The sequence below is a fragment of the Bremerella sp. P1 genome (assembly GCF_028748185.1).
Classification (GTDB): Bacteria; Planctomycetota; Planctomycetia; order Pirellulales; family Pirellulaceae; genus Bremerella.
This window is the reverse complement of record NZ_CP118164.1, coordinates 6,871,062-6,891,266: the sequence shown is the minus strand read 5'-3', so window position 1 is coordinate 6,891,266 and position 20,205 is coordinate 6,871,062. Positions and strand designations below refer to the sequence as shown.

General features: G+C 56.8%; 18 protein-coding genes. 8 read left to right on the top strand and 10 right to left on the bottom strand.

The window, feature by feature from the left end:
• Positions 1-61 precede the first annotated feature (61 nt).
• The 4 genes from PSR63_RS27885 (at position 62) to PSR63_RS27870 (ending at position 5,820) form a co-directional block, all read left to right on the top strand.
• A complete protein-coding gene (locus tag PSR63_RS27885) occupies positions 62-1,540 on the top strand; it encodes an MFS transporter (RefSeq protein WP_274329557.1) in 1,479 nt (492 codons plus the stop codon).
• The gene (locus PSR63_RS27880) at positions 1,470-3,542 is read left to right on the top strand and encodes an AAA domain-containing protein (RefSeq protein ID WP_274329555.1); all 2,073 of its coding nucleotides are present in this window, start codon (positions 1,470-1,472) and stop codon (positions 3,540-3,542) included. The genes PSR63_RS27885 and PSR63_RS27880 overlap by 71 nt, the downstream gene beginning before the upstream one ends.
• 148 nt (positions 3,543-3,690) lie before the next feature.
• On the top strand, positions 3,691-4,965 hold the full coding sequence (locus PSR63_RS27875; RefSeq protein WP_274329553.1) for a Gfo/Idh/MocA family protein: 1,275 nt from the start codon (positions 3,691-3,693) through the stop codon (positions 4,963-4,965).
• A gap of 183 nt (positions 4,966-5,148) precedes the next feature.
• Positions 5,149-5,820 (top strand): SGNH/GDSL hydrolase family protein, encoded by a 672-nt coding sequence (locus PSR63_RS27870; protein ID WP_274329551.1) that lies wholly within the window; start codon positions 5,149-5,151, stop codon positions 5,818-5,820.
• 123 nt (positions 5,821-5,943) lie between these two features.
• Here PSR63_RS27870 and rpsU read toward each other — a convergent pair whose 3' ends face one another.
• The gene (gene rpsU, locus PSR63_RS27865) at positions 5,944-6,141 is read right to left on the bottom strand and encodes a 30S ribosomal protein S21 (RefSeq protein ID WP_105336245.1); all 198 of its coding nucleotides are present in this window, start codon (positions 6,139-6,141) and stop codon (positions 5,944-5,946) included.
• 252 nt (positions 6,142-6,393) lie between these two features.
• A complete protein-coding gene (locus PSR63_RS27860; protein ID WP_338000659.1) occupies positions 6,394-7,881 on the bottom strand; it encodes a deoxyribodipyrimidine photolyase in 1,488 nt (495 codons plus the stop codon).
• Positions 7,882-8,088: 207 nt separating this feature from the next.
• Between PSR63_RS27860 and PSR63_RS27855 the strand changes: the two genes are divergently transcribed.
• Positions 8,089-9,255: a hypothetical protein gene (locus PSR63_RS27855; protein WP_274329546.1), complete on the top strand. Its 1,167-nt coding sequence runs from the start codon at positions 8,089-8,091 to the stop codon at positions 9,253-9,255.
• A gap of 10 nt (positions 9,256-9,265) precedes the next feature.
• Here PSR63_RS27855 and PSR63_RS27850 read toward each other — a convergent pair whose 3' ends face one another.
• From PSR63_RS27850 to PSR63_RS27835, 4 genes are all read right to left on the bottom strand, one after another.
• Complete coding sequence (locus tag PSR63_RS27850) at positions 9,266-10,624, bottom strand: TIGR01777 family oxidoreductase (RefSeq protein ID WP_274329544.1); 1,359 nt, start codon at positions 10,622-10,624, stop codon at positions 9,266-9,268.
• Between the two features lie 174 nt (positions 10,625-10,798).
• On the bottom strand, positions 10,799-11,452 hold the full coding sequence (locus tag PSR63_RS27845) for a hypothetical protein (protein ID WP_274329542.1): 654 nt from the start codon (positions 11,450-11,452) through the stop codon (positions 10,799-10,801).
• A gap of 332 nt (positions 11,453-11,784) precedes the next feature.
• A complete protein-coding gene (locus tag PSR63_RS27840; RefSeq protein WP_274329540.1) occupies positions 11,785-12,216 on the bottom strand; it encodes a hypothetical protein in 432 nt (143 codons plus the stop codon).
• A gap of 153 nt (positions 12,217-12,369) precedes the next feature.
• Complete coding sequence (locus PSR63_RS27835) at positions 12,370-13,344, bottom strand: leucine-rich repeat domain-containing protein (RefSeq protein ID WP_274329538.1); 975 nt, start codon at positions 13,342-13,344, stop codon at positions 12,370-12,372.
• Between the two features lie 291 nt (positions 13,345-13,635).
• Here PSR63_RS27835 and PSR63_RS27830 point away from each other — a divergent pair, with 291 nt between their 5' ends.
• Positions 13,636-14,031 carry a hypothetical protein gene (locus PSR63_RS27830; protein WP_274329536.1) on the top strand — a complete coding sequence of 132 codons (396 nt, stop codon included), beginning with the start codon at positions 13,636-13,638 and terminating at the stop codon, positions 14,029-14,031.
• Between the two features lie 75 nt (positions 14,032-14,106).
• Here the strand turns inward: PSR63_RS27830 and PSR63_RS27825 are convergent, their stop codons facing one another.
• The 3 genes from PSR63_RS27825 to PSR63_RS27815 form a co-directional block, all read right to left on the bottom strand.
• Positions 14,107-14,733, bottom strand: coding sequence for a hypothetical protein (locus PSR63_RS27825; protein WP_274329535.1), 627 nt, complete (start codon positions 14,731-14,733; stop codon positions 14,107-14,109).
• A gap of 205 nt (positions 14,734-14,938) precedes the next feature.
• Positions 14,939-15,952: an isocitrate dehydrogenase (NAD(+)) gene (locus tag PSR63_RS27820; protein WP_274329534.1), complete on the bottom strand. Its 1,014-nt coding sequence runs from the start codon at positions 15,950-15,952 to the stop codon at positions 14,939-14,941.
• Positions 15,953-16,246: 294 nt separating this feature from the next.
• Positions 16,247-16,741 (bottom strand): SixA phosphatase family protein, encoded by a 495-nt coding sequence (locus PSR63_RS27815; RefSeq protein WP_274329532.1) that lies wholly within the window; start codon positions 16,739-16,741, stop codon positions 16,247-16,249.
• Between the two features lie 161 nt (positions 16,742-16,902).
• On the opposite strand from PSR63_RS27815, the gene PSR63_RS27810 reads away from it, so the two are divergent.
• Positions 16,903-18,543: a Ppx/GppA phosphatase family protein gene (locus PSR63_RS27810; RefSeq protein ID WP_274329530.1), complete on the top strand. Its 1,641-nt coding sequence runs from the start codon at positions 16,903-16,905 to the stop codon at positions 18,541-18,543.
• A gap of 10 nt (positions 18,544-18,553) precedes the next feature.
• The gene (locus PSR63_RS27805) at positions 18,554-19,492 is read left to right on the top strand and encodes a CHAD domain-containing protein (protein WP_274329528.1); all 939 of its coding nucleotides are present in this window, start codon (positions 18,554-18,556) and stop codon (positions 19,490-19,492) included.
• Here PSR63_RS27805 and PSR63_RS27800 read toward each other — a convergent pair.
• The gene (locus PSR63_RS27800) at positions 19,489-20,055 is read right to left on the bottom strand and encodes a hydrolase (RefSeq protein ID WP_274329526.1); all 567 of its coding nucleotides are present in this window, start codon (positions 20,053-20,055) and stop codon (positions 19,489-19,491) included. The genes PSR63_RS27805 and PSR63_RS27800 overlap by 4 nt on opposite strands.
• Between the last annotated feature and the right edge of the window lie 150 nt (positions 20,056-20,205).

Genomic DNA, 20,205 nt, shown 5'->3' with positions numbered 1-20,205 from the left:
CCGCGCAGGCAATGATTAGCTTGCTTACCTCCGCTAGAACAACTTCAGGCAATCCTCCACTATGGCCACCGACGCCGCCTCCCTTGAGGCAGCATCTTTGCGACGCGATCCGCTCGTCCGAGCGACCCCTTTCTTCTACGGTTGGGTCATGCTGGGCGTCGCGATGGTCGCTCAATATTGCACCAGCCCCGGTCAGACGTACGGCGTCGCGCTGTTTAACAAACACATTGCCACCTCGCTGGCGACCGAAACGTTCAAAGCCGCTCACCCTGGCCAAGAGGTCGTTCTGACCAAGGAACTGATCGACGCCGAGATCGTGACGGTGACGACCGCCTATTTGTGGGGAACGATCCTCGCTGCGTTTCCCGTTCCGTGGATCGGTGCCCTCGCCGATCGGTGGGGACTGCGCAAGACCATCACGCTGATCATTACCCTGTTCGGCCTGGCCTGCATGTTCATGTCCCAGGTCGAAGGACCGTACGCGTTGTTCGTGGCATTTCTCGCGATACGAACCTTAGGGCAAGGCTCGCTCACGCTGCTGGCGACCAATACGGCTGACATGTGGTTTCAACGAAAGCTGGGCTTTGCCAATGGCATTCGTAACCTGTCCGCGCCGATCGCGTTCGCCACGTTTCCGGTCATCACCATCGCGTTGATTAACGCGTTCGGCTGGCAGCAGGCCTACTTCGCGTTGGGCGTGGGCGTGTGGGCAATCATGTTCCCGATCTTGCTCTTCGTCTTCCGTAACCATCCGGAAGAAGTTGGCCAACTGCCTGATGGCGAGAAACGCGTTCCACGTAAGGATAATGAGCCTGAGAGTCGCGGTTCGTTCTTCATGATGCCGCAGCTAACGCTGGGCGAAGCGTTTGGCGAACGCTCGTTCTGGATCGTGCTTTCCTTCATGACGATGTGGGCCATGATCGGCACCGCGCTGATGTTCATGGTGATCCCGTATGTCGAAAGCCGAGGGCTGACCGAAGAAGACGCTCAGGTCGTCTTCTGGACCATGGCCATCAGCATGGCCAGCTGTCAGTTCTTTGGCGGCATCCTGGCCGACTACTTCAAGTTGAATTACCTGTTGGTGGCTGGCGCCGTGTTGCTGGGCAGTGGCGTGCTGGTCTACCTTTCGATCGACTCGGTTTGGATGGCGGGTGCGTACGGTCTGACGTTTGGTGTTGCTCAAGGTGTTTCGGCTGCCGGATCGAATTCGCTGCTGGCACGCTACTTTGGCCGGGCTCACTTGGGCAAGATCAAAGGCTTCCAGATGATGTCGATCGTCGGAGGCAGTGCGGCCGGGCCGTTTCTGATGAGCCAGGGGAAAGAACTTCTGGGCAGCTATGACGCAGTGCTCATGTTGTTTGCTACCATGTTGTTCGTTCAGGCGGTTGCGTGCTTCTTCGCGACCCCGCCCGCCGCACGCGAGGAAGTGGCGGACCCCAGCAAGCACTCCCATCCGCAAAGCACCACTCATGGCACGGCTCCATTTACGGGGACTTCCTCCGGGGACCAATCGAAACCAACTCTTCAAGCTGCTGATTGAAGAAGCGGACATTCCCGGTAAAGAAATCGGCGCGATCGATCTGGTCCGCCGTCAGGCCAGCGTCGAAGTCGCGGAAGACCGCGCGAAGCGGGCCGCGAAGACCCTTCGCGAGAATCTGCCGGAAGTCGATGCCTTCTTCGAGCCAGACCAGATCGAGTGGCCCTCGCTGTTCGAGGACTTCCGCCGATGGATGGCGCTGGAAGCCAAGGAAGAGTCGCAGCGTCTGGCCGATGGCAAGCAAAAAGAAGGCGTGCTCAAAGGAGTCAAGCTGCACGAACAATGGTCGGCCCTGGCTGGCCGCGTGATCTGCCAGTTTCGCCCCAAGACCCAAGGAGCCTCGCTGCCGGCGCATCGCTTTCGATCGGGCTCGCCGGTGATTGTGCAAGACGTCGAGCAAAACCAGGTTCGCGGGCTCGTCGCTTCGGTGCGTGATGGCTCGATCGAAGTCGTCACGCAAGACTTTCTCGAAAACGACGATGACCCGTTCAACCTGATCCCCAGCGACGACGAAGTCACGCGTCGGCGAATGGAGTTCGCGCTGAAGCGAGCGGCCAGTGCTTCCGGCAATCGACTGGCTGATCTGCGTGATGTGCTGCTTGGCGAAGCGGCTCCGCGGTTCGATGCTGCGGTCGAGACCGGTGACGCGCCACGTAGTTTGAACGAGTCGCAGTGGGACGCCGTTGAGAACGCCCTGCGAGCCCAGGACGTGGCCATCATTCATGGTCCGCCTGGTACCGGTAAGACGGTGACGCTCGCGCATCTGATTCGCAAGCTGGTCGACCGGGGCGAGAAAGTCCTCGCGTGTGCGCCTAGCAACCTGGCGGTCGATAACCTCATGCTACGCGTGATGGCGCAAGGCGTTAGTGCCGTACGGCTCGGCCATCCGGCTCGTGTTTCCGAAAGGTTGCACGACGCGACACTCGACTACCTGGCTCGCTCGCACGCCGATGCCAAGCTGGCCGATAAGCTGATTCGCGATGCCCAGGCCAGGCTGCGGAGTGCCGGCCGCTACACGCGAGCCAAGCCTGCCCCCGGCGAACGCGCTGCGCTGCGTGATGAAGCCCGGCAACTGTTCGATGACGCCCAACGCATTCAACGACAGACGCTCGATCAGATTCTTTCCGGGGCCGACGTGCTGTGCGTCACGTTGACCGGGATCGACGATGACCTGTTGGCTGGTCGTAACTTCGATACGGTAGTGATCGACGAAGCCTGTCAGGCAGTCGAGCCCGCTTGTTGGATTCCGCTTTCGCGAAGCCAGCGCGTGATCCTCGCAGGCGACCACTGCCAACTTCCGCCGACGATCCTTTCGCAGGAAGCGGCCAGCGAAGGTTTTGCCGAAAGCATGCAGCAGCGGCTAGTGAGAAAGCGGCCTGAGATCGCCAGGCTTTTGAAGCGGCAGTACCGGATGCATTCTTCAATCATGGATTTCAGCAGCCTCGAATTTTACGAAGGCCAATTGGAAGCCGACGATTCGGTGGCGGCGCATGACCTGCAACCGCTGCTCAATGACGAGGTCTACGTCGATCCCAAGCCGTGGCAGTTCTACGACACGGCCGGGGCCGACTTTTTAGAGGAGGAAGACGAAGCGACCTCCAGCCGCTTCAACGATGCCGAAGCGCGATTCGTCGCGAAGAAGGCCACCCAACTTGTCGAGGCAGGCATTGAGCCGTCGGCGATCTCGGTCATCTCTCCGTATGCCGCCCAGGTGCAGCGTCTGCGGAATCAGCTGCCTGACGGCGTTGAAGCCGACACGGTCGACGGATTTCAAGGCCGCGAAAACGAAGCGGTGATCATCTCGCTGGTTCGCTCGAACACCTCCGGCGAAATCGGATTCTTGCACGATACGCGCCGCATGAATGTCGCCCTGACGCGGCCTCGGCGGAAGCTGATCGTGGTGGGGGACAGTTCGACGATCGGCGGTAACTCGTTTTACGAACGGTTCTTACAGTACGCCGAAGCGGTCGACGGCTATCACAGCGTGTGGGAAGAAATGGACTAATCTAATAACCCACCGATAGTGGTGGTTTCTTTGACTTTGCGCGACAACCAATTTCAGTTAAACTAAGAAGCTTACCGCCTCGGCTAACTTTCTTACCTATGGGCCGGGTTCCGGTTGAGCTTGATCGAATCGAACTGAAGAGGATTTCATGGCCGCTAATCATCGCGTCTCGCGTCGTACATTTATCAAGACATCCAGTGTTGCTGCCGGTTTGGCGGCTGCTCCGATGTTCATTCCTTCGACCGCTTTTGGTGCCAACGATCGTGTCCTGACCGGGCACATCGGTGTCGGCGGTATGGGCCGCGGCAACCTTGGCAAGTTCCTCGATAACGCCGTTGCCGTGTGCGATGTCGACTCGAAGCATGCCGAGAACGCCGCGAAGACCGTGCTCGACAAAAAGGATCGCAAGGTCGAGATCTTTGAAGACTACCGCAAACTGCTGGATCGCAAAGACATCGACGCCGTTGTCGTGAGCACGCCGGATCATTGGCACGCCCTGACCACTATTCACGCCTGTGAAGCGGGTAAAGATGTCTACTGCGAAAAGCCTCTGTCGCTGACGATCAACGAAGGCCGCAAGATGGTCGAAGCGGCTCGCGCGAACAAGCGAATCGTGCAGACCGGTTCGATGCAGCGTTCGTCGTCCAACTTCCGCCGTGCCTGCGAACTGGTTCGTAACGGTTATCTCGGCAAGGTCCACACGGTGCATGTCGGTATCGCAGGTGCCAACGACCCCGGCAAGCTGCCGCCCAACAGCGATCCGCCGGCCAACTTGAACTACGACTTCTGGCTCGGCCCAGCACGGGTCGTTCCTTACAACGAGAAGCGAGTTCACTACAACTTCCGCTTCTGGTGGGATTACTCCGGCGGTCAGATGACCAACTGGGGTGCTCACCATATCGACATCGCCCACTGGGGCTTGGGCAAGGACGATAGTGGCCCGCTGTCGGTGCATGCCGAACAGGTCAAGTATCATCCGGAAAACGCCCACGAGGTGCCGGAAGCTTGCCGCATCACCTACGACTATGGCGACGGCGTGACGATGATCGTCGGCCAAGGTCAAAAGGACATCAAGATGGGTACCCGCTTCATCGGCGACAAGGGCGAGATCTACGTCAACCGTGGCGTGTTCCAGCCTTCGTCCGAGGAAATCGGCGCGATCAAGTTGAAGGATTCCGACATCCACCTGATCGACAGCAGCAACCACCACCGTAACTTCCTCAGCTGCATGGAGACCCGCGAACTGCCGATCTGCGATGTCGAAATCGGTCACCGCACGGCAACCGCTTGCCACCTGGGCAACATCTCTTGCCGCCTGGAACGCAAGATCGAATGGGATCCGGTTGCTGAAAAGATCAACGGCGACGCCGAAGCCGCCGAGATGACGCACCGAGCCCACCGTGCCCCATACGTGCTCGGCTAATCGCGGTCAGTACCCAATTCGCAAAAGCGGGATCCGTTCGATCCCGCTTTTCTTTTGGGATAAACCGTGTCAGGATTCTTTGATGTTTCCGTTACTATTTTTGTGCCCCTTGGTGGCTATTCATTCTTTCAACTCCATCAAGTACCTCCTATCGCAATTCCTACCTGTTAAGGACTACACCTCATGATTCGCTTCCTCGCTAGTGCCTCTCTCGTGATGATGCTTGCCGCCGTTAGTTTTGCCGCCGATGGCCAGGTGCCCAAGAGCATTGCCAAGTGGAAAGGCGAGATGGACAAGTTCGCCAAGAAGGACCAGGAAAACCCGGTCAAGCCTGGCGGTGTGGTGTTTGTCGGTAGCAGCAGCATTCGGATGTGGGATCTCGACAAGTCGTTTCCCAAACTCAGTGGTTTGAACCGCGGCTTTGGTGGTTCGCGTTTGGAAGACTCGGTCTACTACGCGGATCGGATCATCCTACCGTACAAGCCGCGTACCGTCGTCGTTTACGCTGGCGACAACGACGTGGCCGCTGGCTATACGCCTGAGCAGATCCACGAAGACTTCCAGGAGTTCGTCGCGACGATTCGCGAAGAGCTTCCAAAGACGAAGATCCTCTACATCGCCGTGAAGCCAAGCCTCAGCCGCTGGAAGCTGATCGACGCAGTGCGTGGAACGAACAAGCTGATCGCCGAGGAATGTGCCAAGACGGAGAACTGCGAGTTCATCGACATCGATGCCCCAATGCTGGGCGAAGATGGCAAGCCCCGTCCTGAGCTGTTCAAAAAGGACGGCCTGCACATGACCGACGAAGGCTACGCCGTCTGGGCCAAAGAACTCGAGCCGCACCTGAAGGACTAAGTGGCACGGCCAACAACGTGAACAAGAAACGAAAACGCCCAGTGTAAACACTGGGCGTTCTCTTTTATATGCTCGGCTTTAGGTCGCCGTTGCCTAGTGGCAGGAAACTAGTCCTGAACGGAACTAGTCTTGAACCAGCAGGCGTTCCTTCATGGCGCGGCGTTCGGCACGCAGGCGGGCTCGACGCTTCAGGTCGCTCGGCTTTTCGTAATACTTGCGACGACGCATCTCTTTCTTGAGACCGCTACGCATGACCAACTTACCAAACCGACGAACTGCTTCTTGAATCGATTCCCTGTCGCGAACGAGTACCTTAACCATTGGTTACCTAAAGATTTCCTTTGTTTCGATAGCCCGACTTGCTGCCGGAAAAATGTGGTTTATGGGAAGCACTACTCAGATACCGGTAGCGCTTGACCTCAAGTCAAACAAGTAATATACCGCCAGAGCAAGCGATGCATCTAGTCCATTTAGAAAAAATCGCCCCTCTACACCCCGTTTCTTGGGCAAATCTTGGTCAATTTGGGAAGAATGCGGCGAGTTGGGGCCGGTTTTTCCGCGTCCGCGAGCCCCTTAGTCGAACAGCGTCGCCTCGCCATATTCCTTAATATAGCCCTTCAGATTCAGCTTTTTCATCGCGCTGTCGCTGGTCATGTAGCGGATTTTGCCGAAGATCTCACGCTCAGGGCCCCAGGCTCGATCGTACCGGCCAAAGCACCAGAAGATGCCGCTGTAACTGTTGGGGTTCCGACCATCCAGAGCGTACTTGTTGTTCAGATGGATCAGAATCTTGGCGGCATACTCTGGCGTGTTGGTCCAGTGCAGGACCTTCTTGCCCCATAGCATCCGCAGATAATTGTGGATGCGCCCTTCACGCACCAGTTGCCGCTGGGCGGCGTTCCAGAGTGGGTCGTGCGTCTCGGCATTCTCGAACTGCTCGAGCGTGTAGACGTGCTCGCGGTCGTCATCTTTGTGCTCACCGAGCGTTTGCTGGGCCCACTCCGGTAGCGAGCTGAACTGGTCGTAGTCGTCCCGCATGTGGCACATGTTGTAGCCCAGTTCGCGCCAGGTGATGAGCTCGTCGAGGTATGCCTCGGCACTCGGGCTCATGTTCCACCAACCTTCCCGGCTGCCGGTCACCTTCTTGCTCAGGCGGCTCGGTTCCCATTTCTCCTGCTTGGCCAACTCGTGGAAGACCTCGTGCACCGAGAGGTGACCAAAGTGCAAATACGGCGACAGCTGGCTGACGCATTCGTTCTCGACGCTGTTCCGCTCTTCACCGTACCGTGGGAGGCCTTTCTTGAGGAACCATTCCATCTGCTTGCGTCCCGCGACTGAGCCGCCATGCGTGTCGACGGGGGCCACTTCGTGATCAATTGGCAAGCTGGCGATGAAATCGGCGGGGCTCTCAAGCGTTCGTTTATCGATCGAGGGCCACTTCTGAATGATGTCGGCGATCAGCTTGTGGTTGGTGGCCGGAAATGACTTCCGGGCCAGCGGATTCGCATTGGGGAAGACTTCCAGATGCGGTGGTAGTTCTTTCTGCAAAAAACGCCGCAGACTGAACGCCCGAGGGAAGTCGCGATCGGCCGCTCGCATCGGCAGCAGGCCGTTGCTATCGATCGCTTCCAGCTTGACGTCCAGCTTCTTGCCGACGGCCTTGACCATCCGCGGCAGGAAGAAGCAGGGAAAGTCATCGGTCACGACCGTGCACGCATCTTGCGAAAGTGCCTTCAATAAGCCCTTGGCGGCGTCTTTCTCCGGTTCGACATAGGGATAGTAAACGACGGGACTGTCGGACAAGGCCTCGAGGTTGTCGAGCATGCCCTGCAAGACGAACGTGTGCAAACGATCGCTGGCCCACTCGTACCCAACCCGCAGGGCCTCGAACACGATCAGCGGCTTCTTCAGCTTATCGGCCCACCAGGCAGCCCTCTGAAGCGAGAAATTCCATTCCGTCCGCCGATTGGCAATCATCCAGTACAGCACGTACTTGCCGTTCTCGTTGACCGGAGCGTCGTTGATATCGCTAATTCGCAGTTGCCAAAGTTCGGCCGACAAGGGACTTCCTTTTCAAATGATATTGGGGGCAAGTTTCCGTAAACCGCTTTGCGGCATCGAGCGCATTCCTAAGCGAACTAAAACCGGAAAAGCTTCGGTCAATTAACAACTCGTTGGCAAGAAAATACTGGAATCCCATTTTGCGAGTTGGTAACTTGCCGACATCCGAAATCTACGGGTTCTTATCAAAGCCAGGCGGAGTTGATCATGGAACTGTTCTTGCAAATCGTCGGGGGCGTGTTTCTCGCCCTGGTTCTCTTTGTGGTCGTGGCCTACCTGGTGATCCGCTGGAAGCTGCGGAGCTGGATCAAATCGCTCGGCGATATGATTGCCCAAGGTATGGGTGGCGCGGTCCCGCCTTTCCGCGTGAAGCTCACCAAGCGAAGTAGTCTGGAAGATCCTCACGAGGATTGGGTGCCGGAAGAGCATCTGAAAAAGTTCGATGCGATAACCGAGCAGTTTCAAAGTCTCGGCTTCACCAAGCTGGAAGACTACGTGATCGAGGAAATCGCCACGCCGATGCGAGTGCTTCTGGATGTCGATCAATCGACGATCGGGGTGATCTATTGCCATCCGGTGATTGGCGTGTGGTGCGATGTCGTCCGCCGCTATCAGGATGGCACTGCCTGGACGTTCGGCAGCACCAAGTACCACGGCATGGACATCCCTCCGTACGCCACCCAGAAGTTCTTCCCAGATGAATCGGTCGAACAGATCGTAACCCGCTTCCGGGAGGAAGCTCCTGCGACCGACATGGTGATGATCACGAAGGAAGAGTACCCCGGCTACTTCGAAAAGGCCTATTCTCGGGAAATGGACTGGCGGATCGAACGCGGCGGCACGACCGAGGAGGAAATCCGCCGTATCGCCGAGATGAACGGCGACGAGTGCAACGACGAAACGGTACGACAAATTCAAGTGCAGTGGCGGACTGCCATTCATCACTTCCTCAGCGAACGCGCGCTGAAACGCTATCGCAAGGATGCCGAGCTCAGCTCCTTCCAGTGGGAGCATCTACAAAACTACGGTGTCGTCGTGCACGAGCAGATGCAGGCCGAACAGCTGCTCCAGGCTTACGACGAAGAGTACTATCCCGACATTCAATCCGAATGGGATGAAGACGATGACGACGAGTACGTTACCGAAATGCGCGAGCAGCGTGCCAAGTGGAATCAGCGGCTTTCCGAGTTAGAAGATGCCCTGCATCGTGGCACCCCGCAACAGGTCTTCCGCGATATGATCGAACTGGGGAACGGTTCCAACTCGCATCAAACGAAGTGGGAATTCCAGACCTCGGTAACTGAGCCGATCGCTGCCGATATCTGGACGCGAACCTACGAAGAGGATGACGAGGAGGAAGACTGGGACGACTAACTGCCGGTAGCTACTGCCGACCCAGCAGCTTCCGCAGACAACGCTCCAGGTTGGGTTCGCGGAAGTGATATTCGGTTTGCTCCAGCACCTTTGGTTCCATGCGGCAGCTGGAAAGGAGCATCTCGTCGGCCATTTCTCCCATGGCCAGCTTCGCCGCAAATTGGGGGACGGTGAAGAACGTGGGGCGTGAAATCACCTTGCCCAGCGTCTTGGTGAACTCCTCGTTCGTCACGGCCTTCGGAGTGCACAGGTTAACCGGCCCTTGAATGTTGTCGTTCATCATCAAGTGATGCAGGCTGCCCACGACATCGTCCAGCGAGATCCAACTCCACCACTGCTTCCCCGTGCTGATCTTGCCACCGACGCCCAGCTTGAACGGCGTGAGCATTTGGGCCAATGCGCCCCCCTTGGGACTCAGCACAATCCCGATGCGGGCATGCACCACGCGAATGCCGGCATCGCGAGCCGGCTGCGCGGCCGCTTCCCACTCTTGGCACACATCAGCCAGAAAACCATCCCCAGGGGGCGAGGCCTCAGTCAGGATTTCATCACCGCGATCGCCATAAAAGCCCATAGCCGATGCACACACTAAGACCTTGGGCTTGTTTTCCAGCTTCGCCAGCGACTCGCATAGCAGACGCGTTCCATCGACGCGCGAGCTGCGGATGGCTTGCTTCTTCTTGTCGGTCCAGCGGGCCGCCACGCTTTCGCCGGCCAGGTGAATGACGGCATCCAGCCCTTCCAGCTTCGCCGTGTCGATCTCTTGTTTCTTGATGTCCCACTGGATGGTGTCTTCGCCGGCCGAGCGAGAGATGGGCACGACTTGGTGCCCGCCGGTGGTGAGGAACGGCCCCAGCTGCGAGCCGACCAGCCCGCTGGCACCAGTGATGGCAATCTTCATCGTCGGACGTTCCTGATAACGGGCATGGGCAATCAAATCGTAGGTAGTCGTATCGTGCCGATAGCGAAACATCTGGAGCAGCATCTTCTCGACCTTCGAGCGGCCAAACCGAGTCCCCAGGCTTCCGCCTGGGATCTGGTAATCGACTTCGTCTTCCAGGACGCATTGGCCATCTTCGCTGGGCAGGAAACGATGCGTATGCTCCCACCTGGCAAAGGGGCCGGAAACCTGGCGATCGTGAAAATACTTATTCGGTTCCAGGGCCGTGTGTTCGGCAACCCAGCGCACGGGGAAGCCGCCAACGTGCATCTTCAACACGACGCGGCTTCCGGGCGCAATCGACCTGCTTCGCTGCTCGATCTGGACGTCTTCCCACGGAGGAATCAACCGATCTAAAGCCCCTGGCTGTTCGTGCCAATGAAACGCCGTGGCGACCGAAACGGGGATTTTGCTGCGAAATGTAAACATGGGTTCTCTCCGAGAAGACTTAATGTCCATCGGATTGACCGCTAAGTCGAAACGCGGTTAACCAACCCCCTGATTTTACAGCAAAACGGGGCTTTTTGTCTGCTCCAACCACGGCGTATGCATGCGCCGCTTTCCTGTCCCCTCGCCCTGCCATGGAGAGGGGACAAGAGATTGTCAGGGAGGTCCGCGTTCCGTTTCGTGATCCCGATCGGGTACCACGCCCAAGTCCGCTTGGGCGTGTCTTGGCTTCGCACGACCGGCGCGTCCTACCGCTTGTTGTTGGGGGACCTCTTCAGCACGCCCAAGAAGACTTGGGCGTGGCACCCCGGACGTCGAGCGTTTCTTCAAGAGCTTCCGCAGCCGATTGATTTCGCTCCCTTGCCGGTCGAGTACCTTCAGGTGAAACGAGACCCACGCCAGCGCGCGATCCAGTTGCCTGGCCGAGGGAACCCGGAGCCCGTCGATCAATTCGCCGGTAAGCGAGTTCGACTCTGGTTGCTCAGGACGTTTGGGACGCAGCGGCCGAGACGGCTTTGGCTTGGTGGCCGGCGGCCGCTGTTCAGTCTGCACGGTGTTACCACTGGCTACCGGATCGACAGCGGGTACGACGCTGGTCGCTTCTTCTCGCGCATCGGGTTCACTGTCCTGTTGATCCTGCGACGAATGATCGACCGCAACGACCAACTGCCCAACGACGTCGGCCGGAATTTCGACCAACGTCCCACAGGCCGAGCACACGTAGGTCTTGCCGGCGCGCACCACGACCTGCGGGGCGTTCTCTGGCGAGAACGATCCGCTGGGATCAGGTTGTGCGCTGGCTGTAGACATGGTGATACTCGTGACGATTGGGGGTGAAATGCCTATGACGGTGCGGGCATGTGGTGGCTTAAAAAGACGAAACATCGCGAGAGTGGCGATGGCTTTCGGGGAAGCGTCCCCGCGTGAGATCTAGGTATACCAGCCTGATGCCGCCTGAAGATAGTGCGCTTGGAAAAAAATTGGTAGGGAGAAGTGACCTGCTTCTGCACTCGGTCGCATTTAGCCCCCATGACTCAGGATGAGGATTCCCGTCGCGTACCATGCACCAATGCAGAATTGATGTTTGGGTTTCTCAGGGATGGGCGGGGAGCGTGTTTTGTGTTCATGCCGTATGACGGACGTTACATCCCAAGAACGGCCATTGAATCGTGCGATTCCAACGTGTTGCGAGCCCATAGAATGAAGTCATTGAGCATCTGCCGTAGATTCTGCATGTTGTCAGCTTCCGCTTCGAGGAAGCGCTGCTTGGTCGTGGTGAAGAACAGGTCGACCTCACCGCGGAGATCCGACAATCGCGACGCGTCACCGATGGATTGATGCAGACGCTGCAGGTCTGCCAGTATGTCTTCCCACATAGTCTTATCGATATCGGTAAAGGTATAGTGGTCATGCTCGGGGCAGTGTCGAATGATTGTCGGTTCGATAAAACCGAAATGCTCTTCGTCGAAGAAAACCGACTGGGAGTTCCAGCATTCACCTTGGAACTTGCCAGGCAGAATTTCGATGTAGCATGTGCCTTCGAGTTCTCCTCGATCCGTGATCATCCAAGACATAGTTCAAAGCTTTTGCGGCATGAATAACAAGCGGTGAAATGTTCGAAGGAGTTACGCGGATTCGCGTGAGTCTTGAAACGAATGCGGAACTGGATTGCCAGCAGATCGGACATAAGAAGGAGTTTATCAGACGGGTGCCGCTGGATCACAGAGTTACTTGTCTTCTGGTTGAATCATGCAATTGGGCAGAGCTTTGCGCAATGCTTGCCGGCCTTGCTCGGTGGTCTTCGTCTTGAAGAGACTAAGGCCTTGCAATCCTTTCATTCCGTTGAGGGGCTCAATTACTTCATCGGTGACGTTGGTTTTAGACAAACTCAAGTGACGTAGGTTCGCCAGGTCTTTGAGGTGAGCGATACCCGCGTCGCTGGTATCTGTGCCGTCGATTTCCAGTGTTTTGAGGGACGACAGCCTAACAAGATGTGCGAGCCCAGCATCGCTTATTTGGGTGTCGCTTAGAAACAAGTGCACTAGCCCATTCATTTTTCTTAAAGGGGCGAGTCCTTCGTCATCGACTTTTGTGCCTGCCAAATCTAGCCACGTTAGCTTGGGCAGACCTTGCAGATGCATCAGACCGGGGCCAGTGATATTCGTATTTTCCAGGTGCAGTGATCGCAAGTCTTTGAGACCCCGTAGGTATTTCAAACTGGTGTCCGTTACCTGGGTGTCTTCAAGATGGAGCCGGTTCAGTTTTGTCATGCCTTCGAGATGCACCATGCCTGCGTCCGTGATACTTGTTTTGCCGAGGTAGAGTTGCTCGAGATTGGCCAAACCGGAGAGATGCGGCATGCCGGCATCGGTGATCCGAGTGCGAATCAGGCCGAGGAATTTCAGCTTCTTATGTCCTTTGAGATGAGCAAGTCCCACGTCACTGATTTGGGTGTTAGAGAGACTCAGTGTTTGGAGATCGGAAAGTTTCTTCAGATGGATTAAGTCTGCATCTTTAACCTGGGTAAAGCGAAGGTGCACCCCGATGACCATTCCGCCGCTTTTTCGCACCTCGCCACCCAATGCTTCGATCGCCGCGATGGCGTCATCCTCTGATACATTGGTCGGCTGAGCCGACGAGTCTTGCCCGAGAGAGAGAACGAAGACCACGGCCGTTGTAAGAACTTTTAAGTAGGTACGCATTCCGGAGTTCCCAGGCGAGATAGTTGGGGCTACGAGGCTATTTTCCGTCGATCAACTCTCTCCACAACTTTAACGCCGCCGCGATATCAATGCCATCAATCCGCTTGCTGAACTTTTCATCAGCCATATCGGCATCTGTGTGCTGGGTATGACTAGCATAGCCAGTCGAGTTTCGGGCGCAAGTGACTGGCTTTTGGGGTAGTTGATAGGCTACCATAGCGGTGTGTCAAAATCGAATCTGCAGCAAGAGTGTGTTTGTCCTGGTGAAGGCCAGGTTGATACTAGTTTCCGATGAACCATCAATGGACCTTCCCGGATCGTGCGCTGGCCATCTTACGCCAGACAATCTGGGACCCCAATGCGATCTGCATCTACGACGGCGTTTCCGGCGGGCTCGTCTGGAGTGATGAGTATCCGCACGAGGCAATGAAGGTGTGTCTTCCCGATAACCATTGGGCATTCCGGTATGTTCTCGCCTACCGTGCTTCCTTAATCCTGGGAGAGCCCCGCGAAGAGTTCAGTGCTCCCTGGGATCAACTGATGAAAGAGTGCCCGAACTGGCCGGGGCTACGACCCGAACGGCAATCGACGGCGCTGCGCGAACAGCTAAAACAGGCGAAGTCCCGCTTCAAGCGAAAATTTGAAGAAGTGGATACCGTCTACGGTGATACACGGCGCGAGGGCTAGAAGTAGTGCTCGCGCGAACGCGGTTCGTTATCCGTTTTACGCGCCAGGATAGTGTTGCCAAACAACGTGAATCGATCACTTCGTAATTACACGCATGTTCGGCAAGCTGTAATACTGCAGTGTAGTCTTCAGGCTGTAGGTGTTGTCTCCAACGTTTACTTTTGCGGTAAGCGGCAAGGTGCTCGGGAAGTTATGCTTTCCCTTAAGTGATGCGTAGCTGATGTGATAGGAATCTAGTACAGCTGGAGGTGGATCTGAAATTGTCTTCGGGCGAATCTTAGCGACCTTAGACGCAAAGATTTCGACGACTTTGGCTTGCATCTTTTCATCGTGATTACGAATGGCGTCCTGTACGGTCTTCTTCACGACATGTGAGAACTCTGCCCGATATGCGCTCATCTTGCGTTTTGCTTTTTCCGGAGCATACGGCATATAGAACACAAGATCCTCAGCCCAATCGATGACAAAGAGCTTGTGGTCGTCGGTCCGAATGAACGTAATGCGTTTGTTTCGTCCAGGCGGAAACACATAGAGCTTACGGATCCGTGAAGAACTACTCGATTGCTTTTCGACTGCCGCAAAGATTGCGTCATCACTGAACTCTTCCGCATGCGCTGCACAAGGCAACAACATCCATGCCACAAGCAGGATGAACGAACTACGAACCAGGAGATGAGAGTAGCTCAGGCGGTTAAGAAGCATGCAAATTCTTCCAGGCCGAGTGTAAGCGAAAGCCAAGCAGTCGAGTCAGAGTGCACCACAGAAAAAGGACTTCTGACTCGAGTAGAGATGCTACACCTGTAGGGGTGGCATCGCAACCCCCTTGAGTGTTAGTGCTTGGGCAACGGAACTTCTGTGCACCTGCTTTGCAGTTAATCGAAGTCTCACCGTTGAGTGACGGTAATCTTTAAACCGCCACCGTATCCAGCTTGGCAATAATCGCTTCGGCGAATTCAGTCGTTGAGGCCGAGCCTTTCAAGTCGCCGGTGAGCGTTTTGCCTTCTTCCAAAACCGAGAAGAGCGAGGCTTCGATCTTTTTGGCGGCTTCGGTTTCTTTCATGTGCTTGAGCATCATCGTGGCGCTCAGCAGAAGAGCTGTTGGGTTGGCCATGTTCTTGCCGGCGATGTCTGGGGCGGTACCGTGGACGGCTTCGAAGACGGCCGCATCGGTTCCCAGGTTACCGCTGGGCGTCACGCCGAGGCCACCGACCAAACCGCTGGCGAGGTCCGAGAGGATATCGCCGAACAGGTTTTCCATGACCAGCACGTCGAACTGATGTGGGTTGAGGACCATCTTCATCGCAGCGGCGTCGACGATGCACTCGTCGTACTCGATGTCGGGATAGTCTTTGGCGACCTTGTTGCACGTGTCAAGAAACAGCCCGTCGCTGAGCTTCAGGATGTTGGCCTTGTGAATGCAGGTCACACGCTTGCGGCCCAGGCTACGAGCGGTGTCGAAAGCGAACTGGGCGATGCGGCGCGAGCCAGCTTCGGTGATCACGCGTAAGCTTTCGACCACGCCAGGGACGACCGTGTGTTCGAGCCCGCTGTAAAGACCTTCGGTGTTCTCGCGCACGACAATCAGGTCGACATCTTCAAACGGAGCTGGCACCCCTTTGAGCGACTTGGCCGGACGATAGTTGGCGTAAAGTTGCAGCTCTTTGCGGAGCGATACATTCACGCTGCGAAAGCCGGTGCCGCTGGCGGTGGCCAAAGGACCTTTCAGCGCCAGCTTAGTGGTGCGGATGTTGTCGAGGGTCTCTTGCGGCAGCGGGTCGCCATGTTTTTCGTACGACGAAAGACCCGCATCGCACGGGATCCATTCGATTGTCACGCCGGCCGCTTCGATGATTTCCTGAACGACATTGGTGATTTCTGGCCCGATCCCATCGCCGGAAAGCAGACAGACTTGGTGCGACATGCGTATGCTCCTAAAGTTTTTTCAGAACGAGAGGCCCCAGCCGGGATGCCTCAATCGGCGATCGTCAGGGTGTTCTACCGACCTATTTTGGACATCAAGCCAAGCATGTCGAGAGTCTCGCTTGCGGCCGCTCGCTTGCGCTTCTGCCGTGAAATGACTAGCGGCGCGGCATCGCACCGCAAGCGTTGACCTTGCGGCAATGCGAATTCCCTTGGTGACCGTTGGGGAATTATGCGGCTGGGTAAAAAATTCTGGCTGGAGGTGGACGATCCCACTTATGAGGGTCGTACAAGCTTACGAGGCGAGTTCCTTGGGACGCAGCACATCGATAAACTTCCAGGCACCCGCTTGGGTGAACGCAGACGGCCAGGCGCTGGTAACATTCTCAAATAACGCAGCGTTAGCGGTTGTCATGCGGACGTTTTGGCTTGACAATTGATGAACCGCTAATTCCCACCCTGGATTGTGCCCGATGATTAAACAGGTGCCGCAATCCTCAGGCAATGATTCCGCAACCTGGCGAATATCGGACGGAGATCCGTGATAGAGCGACTTTGCGGAAACAACCTGTCGTACCTCGGGAAAATGGCTTGCCATCATTTCCCAGGTCTGGGTGGTTCGCAGAGCGGCAGAATGAACCACCACGTCGGGGCTCCAGCCTCGATCCGATAGTTCCGCAGCGATGCGAGGAGCGTCTCGCAGACCGCGACGATTCAAAGGGCGATCAAAATCGGCGACATCATCTTCCCAAGAACTCTTGGCGTGCCGCATCAAAATCATTCGTATCATCCGTGGTCTCTTTCGGCCATCGTGTGGCAGGCGAGGATTCTTATGGCAGTTGCTCCGAACAACGATTCGCAGCAACAACGACAAGTGTGCCCTATTGTGTCGTGTACGGTGGACTTTGAATATGCATCTAGTCGAACTTTTGACGTAAGGATGGCGACCCTATGAGCCAACAACCGACCGAAATACGTCTGACCGGCCTGGAGTCGGATCTTGGCGCGCAGAACGGTGACGAACCTGTCCGCTGCGCCGCGATCGATATCGGCTCGAACAGCATGCGGCTGGTGGTCGCACAGAAGCTGGCCGGGTTCGACTACCGCGTGCTCGATGAAGAACGGGAGTCAACTCGCTTGGCACATAGCCTGTCGGTCAACGGCAATCTCGATCCAGAAGCGATCGATAGTTCCATCAGTGCCCTGCGCCGCTTCAAGAAGATTGCCGAAGGCTTCGGCGTCTATGATATCCGCACCATCGCTACGTGTGCCGTACGCGAAGCGGGCAACGGTGGGTACTTCTGCGAACGCGCTAAGGACGAAGTAGGAATCGATATCGAAGTGATCTCGGCCGACATGGAAGGCCAGTTGGCATTCCGCAGTGTGGCTCAGGCCTTCGACGTGCGCGACATGAACGTCGCTATCGCCGATATCGGCGGCGGAAGTACCGAGATCGTCTTTGCCTGCGGCGGCCACATCGAAGAGATCTTGCCGACCAAGCTGGGCTGCGTGCGCGTGACCGAGCAGTACGGCATCAACGAAGAACTCTTCTCGACGCCTGACAGCCTGAAGAAGATGATCGCCGGCATCGACAGAGAGTTGAAGCCGATGATCAAACGCCGCCCTTTTGTGCCGCAGGTTCTCTTTGGTACCGGCGGCACGTTTACCACGCTGGCCAGCATCCTCATGATGCAGCGCGGCGAAGTGGGCCAGATGGAGTGGGGTTATCGCATTCACCGCGCCGACGTCAGCCATACGCTCGATACGCTCAGCAAGATGACGCTCAAGGAACGTAAGAACGTGCCGGGGCTGAGCGCGGACCGGGCCGATATCATTGTCGCTGGCATTGCGATCATCGATCGGCTGATGCACCGGATGGACGTGAACACACTACGGATTCACGACCGCGGCATTCGTGATGGTCTGATGCTGACGATGATGGAAGAGCTTGAGCCTGGGTCGGCCGAAGATAAAGCGGCCGAAGAGCAGCGTCGTCAGGAAGCCATGTCGACGTTCGCGCGGAGCTGTGGGGTCGACATGATCCACACGCATCACGTTGCCGATTTGGCCGTCAGCTTGTTTCGACAGATGACGCCGCTGTTCGACTTGCGAGAGACCGATGACGAAACGATCTACGCGGCGGCAATGCTGCAAGACGTCGGTTACCTGATTAACTACGAAAAGCACCACAAACACAGCTACAGCTTGATTCTCAACAGTCAGCTGCCTGGCTTCTCGCGGCATGCGCTGGAAATTGTGGCCAACGTGGCCCGGTACCATCGTGGGGCAAATCCCAAGAAAAAGCATGCGAACTTCACGCGTTTGAGCGACAATGACCAGACGCGGGTCAAGCAGTTGGCTGCCATTTTGCGTGTGGCCGGGGCGCTCGACCGCAGCCACCGCCAGCAAGTATCCAAGGTGGAAGTCACCAAGCATCCCGATCACATCTATGTTTCGATCGAGGCCACCGGCGACCCGGAAGTCGACTTGTGGGCAGCTCGATCACGCACCGAGTTGTTTTGCAAAGCGTTCGATACCGATATCCGGTTCGGACTACATCGACCTGCGGTGAGTCGCACGTCGAACGACTAGAGTTAGCTCCATGGGAAAGAACAACAACTGGCTCGGTAAGATCGAGCCAGGGCACGCCATTTCTGAAGTTGCGAAGGAAGCGATCAGCACGCGTTCGAGTCGCATGCTCGAGATCCTTCCGCTGGCCGCCAATCGTTGGAAAGAAGACGTCGAGTACGTTCATCACCTGCGAACCTGGTCGCGTCGCACGCAAGCCGCGCTGCAGTTGTTCGCCTCGCTGTTGCCGCTGAAGCGTTCGACGGTTGTCCGGAAAGCGACCCAGAAGCTCCGCAAAGCCGGTGGCGAGGCCCGCGACCTGGATGTCTTCATTAAGCGGATCCGCAAGGCCAAGTTTGTCATCGGCGACGACGACAAGGCCGACGTGCTGGCGTTTCTCACGCGTCTTCGCAAGGCGGCGCAGCCCAAGGTGGTGCAGGCCTGGGAGTGGGCCAAGTCGGAACACCTGGCCAAGAAATTCGAAGGCGTCGTCCTGCGTACGCGTTGGCGGGAAGTCGCCGAAGAAGAGTCGGTCGAACAGATGGCACCCACGCTGCTGGAACCGCTGGTGGTTCGCTTCTTCCATTTTTCGCACTTGCTCGGCGAGTCGCCTGAGTCGCTGCATCAGATGCGGATCGAAGGCAAGAAGGTCCGCTACGCGATGGAATTGGTCGAGTGCGGCTTCCCCGATAGTTTTCGCGAAGAACTGTACCCTGCGTTCGAAGAAGTGCAGTCGAAGCTGGGCGTGATTAACGACCATCACACGGCGGTCGAGAAGATCCAACGCTGGCAAAACGAAACGGCCACCAAGAAGTTCCCAGCGTTTCTCTTACAGCTGGCCGAACACGAGCGTATCCAGTTCGACGAGAAGGCCGAAGCGTTTCGTGTCTGGTGGACCGATGCTCGGGCTCAAGAGCTGAAAGAGCACTTCGATCAGTACCTGGGTGGTCTGGGCTTGGCGCCGATCGCTTAAGGTCCTTCTTCGCGAACCAGCTGGCTGATCTGCTTGAACTGCGGGGTACCAGCGGCTCGGCACCATTCAAACAAGGCCGACTCGGTCGTGGTCAGCGTCACGCCGGTAGATTCCATGCGTCGCAGAGCAAACTCGTAGTCGTGCAGGTAACGCGAGCCGACGCTATCGGCCGCCAGGTAGACATCATAGCCCAGCGAAAGCAGGTCGAGTGCCGTTTGCTGCACGCACACATGCGCCTCGATACCAGCGATTAGAATCTTCGGCCGGTTGAACTCTTCCAGCTTGGCGATGATGGACTGGCAGCTGCTGAAATGAAGCTTGTTGGGCATCTCTCCCAATTTCTCGGCGAGCAGCGCGACGGTTGCCCCTAGCCCTTTGCGGTACTGCTCGGTGCCCAACGCTGGAATACCCAGGATTTCGGCCCCGTCCAACAATCGCCGTGCATTCCAGACGATACGCTCGCTATCAGGAATCGACGGAAGCAGCTTTTCCTGCATGTCAATCACCAACAGCACGGTGTTGTCAGGCGTCATCAAAAGCGGGTTGGGCAGTGGTTCAGACATGATGGGCACGATCAAAATAGGAAACAACTAACAGCCAAGATTTTAGCCACGGAGGACACAGAGAGCACCGAGGGAAGATAGACGAGGGAACAACCACGGATTACACGGATAGACACAGATTAGTGAGAGGGAAATCGGCGAGTCACTGCT

What these genes read in the sequence shown, in the direction of transcription:
- PSR63_RS27870 (WP_274329551.1), top strand. Translation starts at nt 5,149, where the DNA reads ATGATTCGCTTCCTCGCTAGTGCCTCTCTCGTGATGATGCTTGCCGCC.
- PSR63_RS27810 (WP_274329530.1), top strand. Translation starts at nt 16,903, where the DNA reads ATGAGCCAACAACCGACCGAAATACGTCTGACCGGCCTGGAGTCGGAT.
- PSR63_RS27840 (WP_274329540.1), bottom strand. Translation starts at nt 12,216, where the DNA reads ATGTCTTGGATGATCACGGATCGAGGAGAACTCGAAGGCACATGCTAC.
- rpsU (WP_105336245.1), bottom strand. Translation starts at nt 6,141, where the DNA reads ATGGTTAAGGTACTCGTTCGCGACAGGGAATCGATTCAAGAAGCAGTT.
- PSR63_RS27855 (WP_274329546.1), top strand. Translation starts at nt 8,089, where the DNA reads ATGGAACTGTTCTTGCAAATCGTCGGGGGCGTGTTTCTCGCCCTGGTT.
- PSR63_RS27845 (WP_274329542.1), bottom strand. Translation starts at nt 11,452, where the DNA reads ATGTCTACAGCCAGCGCACAACCTGATCCCAGCGGATCGTTCTCGCCA.
- PSR63_RS27885 (WP_274329557.1), top strand. Translation starts at nt 62, where the DNA reads ATGGCCACCGACGCCGCCTCCCTTGAGGCAGCATCTTTGCGACGCGAT.
- PSR63_RS27820 (WP_274329534.1), bottom strand. Translation starts at nt 15,952, where the DNA reads ATGTCGCACCAAGTCTGTCTGCTTTCCGGCGATGGGATCGGGCCAGAA.
- PSR63_RS27850 (WP_274329544.1), bottom strand. Translation starts at nt 10,624, where the DNA reads ATGTTTACATTTCGCAGCAAAATCCCCGTTTCGGTCGCCACGGCGTTT.
- PSR63_RS27800 (WP_274329526.1), bottom strand. Translation starts at nt 20,055, where the DNA reads ATGTCTGAACCACTGCCCAACCCGCTTTTGATGACGCCTGACAACACC.
- PSR63_RS27815 (WP_274329532.1), bottom strand. Translation starts at nt 16,741, where the DNA reads ATGATACGAATGATTTTGATGCGGCACGCCAAGAGTTCTTGGGAAGAT.
- PSR63_RS27825 (WP_274329535.1), bottom strand. Translation starts at nt 14,733, where the DNA reads ATGCTTCTTAACCGCCTGAGCTACTCTCATCTCCTGGTTCGTAGTTCG.
- PSR63_RS27805 (WP_274329528.1), top strand. Translation starts at nt 18,554, where the DNA reads ATGGGAAAGAACAACAACTGGCTCGGTAAGATCGAGCCAGGGCACGCC.
- PSR63_RS27835 (WP_274329538.1), bottom strand. Translation starts at nt 13,344, where the DNA reads ATGCGTACCTACTTAAAAGTTCTTACAACGGCCGTGGTCTTCGTTCTC.
- PSR63_RS27830 (WP_274329536.1), top strand. Translation starts at nt 13,636, where the DNA reads ATGAACCATCAATGGACCTTCCCGGATCGTGCGCTGGCCATCTTACGC.
- PSR63_RS27880 (WP_274329555.1), top strand. Translation starts at nt 1,470, where the DNA reads ATGGCACGGCTCCATTTACGGGGACTTCCTCCGGGGACCAATCGAAAC.
- PSR63_RS27875 (WP_274329553.1), top strand. Translation starts at nt 3,691, where the DNA reads ATGGCCGCTAATCATCGCGTCTCGCGTCGTACATTTATCAAGACATCC.